The sequence below is a fragment of the Paraclostridium benzoelyticum genome (assembly GCF_001006285.1).
GTDB classification, from domain to species: domain Bacteria; phylum Bacillota; class Clostridia; order Peptostreptococcales; family Peptostreptococcaceae; genus Paraclostridium; species Paraclostridium benzoelyticum.
Genome location: NZ_LBBT01000059.1, coordinates 1 through 8,519, shown reverse-complemented (window position 1 = coordinate 8,519; position 8,519 = coordinate 1). Strand labels below are relative to the sequence as shown.

The 8,519-nt window shown below is 28.6% G+C and carries 9 protein-coding genes and 1 rRNA gene; all 10 read right to left on the bottom strand.

Annotation, left to right across the window (positions count from 1 at the left end; genetic code table 11):
• Nucleotides 1–204, bottom strand: a 16S ribosomal RNA gene (locus VN21_RS03045); the annotation flags it as partial.
• 199 nt (nt 205–403) lie between these two features.
• On the bottom strand, nt 404–1,054 hold the full coding sequence (locus VN21_RS03040; RefSeq protein WP_052951963.1) for a glycoside hydrolase family 73 protein: 651 nt from the start codon (nt 1,052–1,054) through the stop codon (nt 404–406).
• A gap of 100 nt (nt 1,055–1,154) precedes the next feature.
• Nucleotides 1,155–2,201, bottom strand: a complete 1,047-nt coding sequence (locus tag VN21_RS03035; RefSeq protein WP_046821991.1) for an ABC transporter substrate-binding protein — start codon at nt 2,199–2,201, stop codon at nt 1,155–1,157.
• Between the two features lie 2 nt (nt 2,202–2,203).
• On the bottom strand, nt 2,204–2,878 hold the full coding sequence (locus tag VN21_RS03030) for an ABC transporter permease (protein WP_334290928.1): 675 nt from the start codon (nt 2,876–2,878) through the stop codon (nt 2,204–2,206).
• Nucleotides 2,879–2,976: 98 nt separating this feature from the next.
• Nucleotides 2,977–3,816, bottom strand: a complete 840-nt coding sequence (locus VN21_RS03025) for an ABC transporter permease (protein WP_021431830.1) — start codon at nt 3,814–3,816, stop codon at nt 2,977–2,979.
• A 3-nt stretch (nt 3,817–3,819) separates the two neighbouring features.
• Nucleotides 3,820–4,863, bottom strand: a complete 1,044-nt coding sequence (potA, locus tag VN21_RS03020; RefSeq protein WP_046821989.1) for a spermidine/putrescine ABC transporter ATP-binding protein — start codon at nt 4,861–4,863, stop codon at nt 3,820–3,822.
• Nucleotides 4,864–4,881: 18 nt separating this feature from the next.
• On the bottom strand, nt 4,882–5,421 hold the full coding sequence (locus VN21_RS03015; protein WP_021428548.1) for a helix-turn-helix domain-containing protein: 540 nt from the start codon (nt 5,419–5,421) through the stop codon (nt 4,882–4,884).
• Between the two features lie 307 nt (nt 5,422–5,728).
• Nucleotides 5,729–6,478 (bottom strand): glucosamine-6-phosphate deaminase, encoded by a 750-nt coding sequence (gene nagB / locus VN21_RS03010; RefSeq protein ID WP_046821988.1) that lies wholly within the window; start codon nt 6,476–6,478, stop codon nt 5,729–5,731.
• A gap of 1 nt (nt 6,479) precedes the next feature.
• Nucleotides 6,480–7,628 (bottom strand): N-acetylglucosamine-6-phosphate deacetylase, encoded by a 1,149-nt coding sequence (gene nagA / locus VN21_RS03005; protein WP_046821987.1) that lies wholly within the window; start codon nt 7,626–7,628, stop codon nt 6,480–6,482.
• 11 nt (nt 7,629–7,639) lie between these two features.
• Nucleotides 7,640–8,326, bottom strand: a complete 687-nt coding sequence (locus VN21_RS03000; protein WP_226896663.1) for a GntR family transcriptional regulator — start codon at nt 8,324–8,326, stop codon at nt 7,640–7,642.
• Nucleotides 8,327–8,519: the final 193 nt, after the last annotated feature.

Sequence of the window (8,519 nt, the reverse complement as noted above, 5' to 3'; positions counted from 1 at the left end):
GCCGGAGCTTTGATACAAAAGCCATGCGACTTTTATATGTTATCCCGTATTAGTATACCTTTCGGTATGTTATCCGTGTGTACAGGGCAGGTTACCCACGCGTTACTCACCCGTCCGCCGCTCTCTCCGAAGAGATCGCTCGACTTGCATGTGTTAGGCACGCCGCCAGCGTTCATCCTGAGCCAGGATCAAACTCTCAAATATAATTTAAAAAGTTGTCCATCGCTCAGCTAATCATTATCTGAATATCTGGCTTGGTTGTTTGTGTTTAATTCTTTAAAAAAGAATTTTTATAATTAACCTACTGTTTAATTTTCAAAGTTCTTAATCCATGCTCTCTTGAGCACATGTATAATAATATCACCCTTTTTTTTTGAAGTCAACATTTTTTTATATTTTTTTATTAATCTATTAAATTTAAGTTGTATCTTTCTATTAAATCTACTAGCATATCTGCATATATAGCTTCACCTTGCTCATTTTTTTTAGTGCTATAGCCTGCATCTTCTAGAGCTTGAGCTTGCGATTTATATTCTTTCCCTTCAAATAATCCATGTTCTGCATATCTTGGGTTTTCTTTTAGAAACTTTGCATGATCTCTTATTGAGTCATTTAATGAATTATATTTTCTAAATTTAGCCATTACCTCATCGCTATAGTTTTCTGATGTTATCACTTCTACATTCTCACCTTTCCATCTTTCGTCTGCTTTTATTCCAAATAAATTATTACTAATTTTTGTTAATTGTGATTGTCCCCAACCTGATTCAAGTATAGCTTGAGATATAGTTATAGATGGCAACACTCCATATTCCTTATAACTTCTTTCAGCTTCTTTTTCAATATCTTTAATAAATTTAATTTTTTCCTCTTCTATATTTAATGATTCTATTTTAGATATCTTTTTTTCGTAATTTTTATTTTCATATACAGTGTATATACCGCCAACAACAAATGATAAAGCTAAAATCAAACTAAGACTTTGAATTAACTCTTTATTTTTTTTATTAATTTTTAAAATTTTTCTAACGTATCTCTTTTTTCTTCTCCCCATAGTACCCTCCAATTTCTAATTTATATTATAATATCATCTTGTAAACTTTTATATGCTAATTTACACAAAAAATAAAAAAGCTCATTTAAAATGAGCTTTTTTATTTAGACTTCAATTTAATCCAAGCCTCGTCGTATAATCTTAATTTGTTTCCTAAGTCAATAAATGTTTCAGTCTTATCCATAACAGATTTAGGTGGATAAGCAACTGGATTTGAAGTTATATCTTTATCTAATAACTTTAAAGCCCCTACATTTGGAGTTGAATACCCTATATATTCAGCATTCATCTTTGCAATTTCAGGATCTAATAAAAAGTTTATAAACATTTCAGCTTCCTTTTTATTTTGTGCACTTTTAGGTATTGCCATTGCATCTACCCATTTATTTGTACCCTCTTTAGGTATTGCATAAGCTAGATTAGGATTTTCTTCCATTAAAGTCACCGCATCTCCTGAGTAAGCAATACCCATGGCCACTTCTTCTCCTAAAAGTCTATCTTTACCTTCATCATTTACATAAGCTAATACTAAATCTTTTTGTTTCATTAACTCTTTCATTGCTTCATTTATTTCTTTAGGATTCGTTGTATTCATGTTATACCCTAATCTTTTTAATGATATTCCCATAGTATCTCTAACTGAGTCAAACATCATTATATTACTTTTATACTTAGGGTTCCACAGTATGTTCCAACTATCAACTGGTTCTTTAACCATTTTTTTATTATATAATATACCAAAAGTTCCCCACATATATGGAACGCTATATTCATTAGTTTCATCGTATATAGGATTTAAAAAGCTTTTATCTATATACTTCATATTCGGTATATTTTTAAAATCTATTTTTTGAAGAAGTCCTTCACTTTTCATTTTTTCAACCATATAGTCAGATGGGAATATTAAATCATAATTAGTACTTCCACTTTTAACTTTTTGATACATCATTTCATTGGTATCATAAGTTTCATACTGTACATCAATTCCAGTTTTTTCTTCAAATAAAGTTATTATATTTTCATCTATATAATCTCCGACATTATATACATTCAAAACTTTTTTTGAATCTGTACCTCCACATCCAGTAAGCATAGTTGAAACCATTAAACCTATAGTAATTAAAATTGATATTTTTCTTAATTTCATAATTATTTATCACTCCTTACTATAGATTGTTTCTTATTTGATATTAAAAGTAAAATTAATACAACTGCAAACATTATTGTAGATAGTGCATTAATTTCAGGTTTTATTCCTCTTCTTGCCATACCATATATTTCTATAGATAAGTTACTAACTCCATTTCCAGTATTAAAAAAACTTATTATAAAGTCATCTATAGACATTGTAAACGCAATTAAAAATCCAGATATTATACCTGGTTTTATCTGAGGTAAAACAACTTTTCTTAAAGCATACATAGGTGTTGCTCCTAAGTCCATAGCAGCCTCTTCTATATTTTGAGGAAGTTGCTTTATTTTAGGAAGCACTGATAGTACTACATAAGGAATACTAAACATTATGTGAGATAGTAACATAGTAGTAAATCCAAATTCTAATTTTAAAAATACATACAAACTCATTAATGCTACTGCTGTAACTATATCTGGATTTAATACTGGAAGATAGTTTATATTAAGTATTAACTTTCTTCTTTTACCTCTCATTTTATGTATTCCTATAGCACTTATAGTTCCTACTATCGTAGCTATTATAGATGAAATTATAGCTACTAATAAAGTGTAATATAAGGCATTCATTATACTGTCATTATGAATAAGTTGCTTATACCACTTAAATGTAAATCCATTCCAGTGGGCCATAGATTTAGAATCATTAAATGAAAATACTGCTAGCGCCATTATTGGCGCATATAGAAATAAAAACACTAATGTTAAGTAAATATTCGATGCTAATTTTTTTAAAATAATAACCCACCGCCTTCCTTATCACTGTCATCTTCAAATCTTGACATAACTGCCATAGATATTAATATTACAATCATCATAAATATTGATATAGCAGACCCAAAGTTCCAATCTCCAACTACTGTAAATTGCTGCTCTATTAAGTCTCCTAGTAACATAAATTTACCTCCACCTAATAACCTTGAGATAGCAAATGTAGTTACAGCTGGCATAAATACCATAGTTATTCCTGAAATAACTCCAGGTACACTAAGTGGGAATATAACTTTAGTGAAAACTTGGAAGCTATTAGCTCCTAAGTCTCTAGCTGCATTAATTAAATCATTATCCATTTTTGATAATGATGTGTATATTGGTAGTACCATAAATGGTAAAAAGTTATATACCATTCCAAGTAATATTGCAAAGTTAGTATAAAGTAATGTAACAGGCTCTATTCCAAATAATCCTAAGAATGAATTCAATATTCCATTTTTACCTAAAATAGCAACCCATGCATATGTTCTTAAAAGGAAGTTCATCCACATTGGAAGTATGAATAATAATATTAAAGTATTTCTTTTGCTTATATGTGCCTTAGAAATTATATATGCAACTGGATATCCAACTAATAAACATATTATTGTAGATGATCCAGCTAAAACTATAGATCTTAAAAATACTTTTAAGTATATAGGGTTAATTAATCTTTTATAATTTTCTAAAGAAAATATTAGCTTATCTCCATTTTCAACTGTAAAACTGAAAACCAGCACAAGAATTAAAGGTACTACTATAAATAGTGCACTCCAGATTATATAAGGGTAAGCAAGAATTGATTTATTTTTCTTCATAATCTATTCGCTCACTTTTCTCATTATATGGATATCTTCTGGATATATATCTAGCCCTAATTCACTTCCAACTTGTGCACTTTGTGTATTATGTAGTATCCACATTCTTCCGTTTTCATTAACTTCAATTTCATAGTGAACACCTTTAAATAATACTGATGTAACTTTTCCTTTTAACATTCCTTTTTCTGGTTCAACCATTTTTACATCTTCCGGTCTTATTACAACTTCAATATTTTCATTTTTTTCAAAGTCTTTATCTACACACTTGAATTTCTTTCCACAGAATTCTACTAAATAGTCTTCTATCATAATCCCATCAAATATATTGCTTTCACCTATAAATCTAGCAACAAATGAGTTTTCTGGCTCATTGTATATATCTTGAGGAGTTCCCATTTGTTGAATTTTACCTTTATTCATAACAATTATTTTATCCGACATAGTTAAAGCCTCTTCTTGGTCATGAGTTACAAAAACAAATGTTATTCCTAATTTTTTTTGTATTTTTTTTAATTCCATTTGCATTTCTTTTCTTAATTTTAAATCTAATGCTCCTAAAGGTTCATCTAATAATAAAACTTTAGGCTCGTTTACCAATGCCCTAGCTATAGCTACTCTTTGCTGTTGTCCTCCACTTAGCGATTCTACTTGTCTTCTTTCAAATCCCTCAAGTGCAACTAATTTAAGCATTTCTTTTACTTTTTTATCTATTTCGTCTTTAGGCAGTTTTTTTATTTTTAGACCAAAAGCTATATTTTCATATATATTCATGTGAGGGAATAAAGCGTATTTTTGGAATACTGTGTTTATTTGTCTTTCGTGAGGTGGTATATCTGTGATATCACGTTCTTCAAATAATACCTTTCCTTCATCAGCATACTCAAATCCAGCTATTATCTTAAGTGTTGTAGTTTTCCCACATCCACTTGGCCCTAATAATGTTAAAAATTCATTTTTCTTAATATCTAAACTCAAATTATCTAAAACTTGATTGTCATCATATCTTTTAGATAGATTTTTTAATTCTATTATGTTTTCTAACAAATATATCACCTCTTTCTCTTAAAATGATGGTGGTGTACTCACCCATATAACCTTAGCTTCTGTTTTTCCAGCATTCGATATATAATGATTTGCTCTAGGCTTGAAGTAAAAACTCTCGCCTTTTCTAACTTTATTTTTCTTATCTCCTATGTGTAAATAAATTGAACCTGCTAATACATAACCAAATTCTTCTCCTTCATGAGGCTTTTCTTCTTTATATTGACCTCCTGGAGATAAAGATATTAATATTGGCTCCATTTCATTTTTCTGAGAGTTTGGAACCAACCACTTAAATGTATATTTTAATTCTTCATCCTCAGTTTCAAACATATCTTCTTTTGAAAAACAAATTTTTTCATTATCCATTTCATTAAAAAATTCTTTTAAGTTCGTTCCCAAAATTTCTAATATATCTATAAGTGTAGCTATGGATGGTGATGTTAAATTATTTTCTAATTGAGATATAAATCCCTTAGAAAGTTCACATCTATTTGCTAACTCTTCTTGTGTTAACTGTTTTTCTATTCTTAATCGTTTAATTTTTTCACCTATATCCATGGTCCACCTCCTATTTTAAATCATTTTTACTAAACCTTTTGTTTAAAATTTCTAAACAACAAGACATATTATATAAAATTAAGCTACAAATTTCAATACTTTTTTAAATATTTTTTCATATTAATTTCCACTTTAAAACCCAGTGTTTTTAAGGATTTGTAGATTTAGCATTTATTTTAGTTTATATTAATATTCACAAAGTTTAGTATGCCTAATTATATTTTTTTTATGATATTTTGCTATTTTATTCCTAATTTTAATTTATAAAATGCAAATAACCTGCTATTTAGCAGGCTATTTATACAATTTATATTAATTTATAGTCTTCACCTTTTAACTTACTTGCTGCAGCTTCATCTAAAATTAATATTGTATCTCTGTGAAGCTGAAGTATAGATGATGGAACTTGAGGAGTTATGTCTCCATATACAGTATTGTGTATAGCATCAGCTTTACCTTCCCCAGATGCCAACAGAATTATCTTTTTAGATTTAAATATAGAACCAATTCCCATAGTTACTGCTTTTTTAGGAACTTTATCTATAGATTCAAAGAATCTTGCATTTGCCTCTATAGTAGATTCTTTTAAATCAACTAAGTTAGTTCCTTTGACAAATACATTTGATGGTTCATTAAATCCTATGTGAGCGTTAAGCCCTATACCTAAAACCTGTATATCTATTCCTCCAATATTTTTGATAGAATCATCATATTGTTTACATTCAAGTTTTATATCCTTAGTCATACCATTTGGTATATTTATGTTTTCTTTCTTTATATTTATATGATTGAATAAGTTTTCATGCATAAAATGATAGTAACTTTGATCATTCTCTCTCGGTAACTGATAATACTCATCTAAATTGAATGATTTTACTTCAGAAAAATCTAATGTACCTTCTTTGTGCATTTCCACTAAATTTTTATACATTCCTATAGGCGTACTCCCTGTTGCTAGCCCTAGTATAGAATCTGATTTTAAAGTAATCTGACTTGCTATTATTTGAGCAGCTTTTTTACTCATTTCATCATAATTTTTACAAACTAGTATTCTCATATTAACCCTCCACCTTTATTAATTTTTTAAAAACTATATTTCCATCTACAATAGTCATGTAACAGTTTAACTCATTATCAAATATAGCTATATCTGCATCTTTTCCTATATCTAAACTTCCCTTATTATTACTTATTCCTAGTGAACTCGCTGGATTTAAAGAAGCCAAATGTATTGCTTCATTTATATTTAAATTTGTATTTTTATAAAAATTCTTCACCATGTTATTTAAGCTTGAAACACTTCCTGCAAGAGATCCATTTTCTAATCTAGCTGCTCCATCTTTAACTATTACAGCCTGTCCACCTAAACTATATGTTCCGTTTTCTAACCCTCCTGCTTCCATAGAGTCAGTTATTAATACCACTCTTTCTTTACCTTTACTATCTAATATAAATTGGAATAGATCTTTAGTTATGTGTATAGTGTCACATATAAATTCACAATATGCATCTGTTGTCAATGCAGCTCCAACAACCCCTGGATCCCTATGATTTAAACCTGTCATTCCATTGAATGTATGAGTTATATTGCTAGCACCTAATCGTATAGCTTCTCTAGCCTCTATAAATGTAGCCGCACTATGACCTATAGATAAAACTATATTAGTATTACTTTTTATATATTTTGTAAATATAAAATCTGCATCTTCTTCTGGTGCATAAGTTATAACTTTTATTACATCTTCATATTTTTTTACTAATTCATAATCGGGATTAGTTATATAATTTCCATTTTGTGCCCCTTTATATATTTTATTTATAAATGGTCCTTCTAAATGAGCCCCTATAACTCTAGCCCCCTTAGTATTTCTATTCATACCTCGTTTTATAGATTCTAATGCTTTTAAAATTGATTCTTCGTCCATTGTCATAGTAGTAGGTAGATATGACGTAACACCATGTCTTGCTACTGATTTAGATATAATATCTATAGCCTCATCTGTACCTTCCATTGTATCTTTTCCCATATTCCCATGTATATGTATATCTATTAATCCTGGAGCTACTAACTTACCTTTAACATCTATAACTTCACATCCACTTGGAACTTCATCTGTTATATCTATAATCTTTTTATCAAATACTAAAACCTTATTTTCTAACACTTCATTTCTTAACAAAATCTTTCCATTTATTATAGCCTTCATAATTATACCTCCTATGCATTTAATGTTATTTCATATTGGTACTTATCACTTCTAAATATGGATATAGTGTACTCTACAGGTACATCTCCATCTGCGTACGAAGTTCTTTTAAGTTTAAGAGCTAAAGTGTTTTTGCTTTGTTTTAAAAGTTTTGATTCTTCTTCAGATAAAATCATTGGCTCTATTATCTGTTCAGCTTTTTTCAACTTATACCCATAAACTTCATTTATTATATTGTATAAAGAGTTCCTTTCTTTCAAATCGTTTTCCAGATTGTTGCAAATACTTTTTGGTATATAACTTATTTCAATCCCAAAAGGTTCGTTTTCAATATACCTTAACCTTTCAACTCTATATACTTTTTCATCTTCATTATTTATCTTTAAAACCTGTCTTATATACTCATCCTTTTCATTTTCTTCAAATGATAAAATATCAGTTTTTATATCCATACCCTTATTCTTCATAACCTCGGTAAATCCTTGCATACTAGAAAATCTATTTCTTTCTTTTTGGTCAGAAACGAAAGTTCCTTTTCCTTGAACTCTATATAAAAATCCTTCATTTACCAAATTAACTATAGCTTTGTTCACTGTCATTCTACTTACATTTTGAATATTACAAAGTTCTCTTTCTGGAATTATAGAATCACCTGGTTTAAGATCCCCTGAATTAATCATTTCCCTTATTATTTTCATAAGTTGTATATGCAAAGGAATATCAATATTCTTATTTACTAACTTAATATAAATCACCACTCTTTTTTATATGGTATATACCAATTTTGGTATATACCAATTATACTATTTTTATTATAGAACTTCAACAGAATATACATTTTCTTTTTTAAATTTAGTTATTTTATATTTTATTTATAAGATACCCATAAAT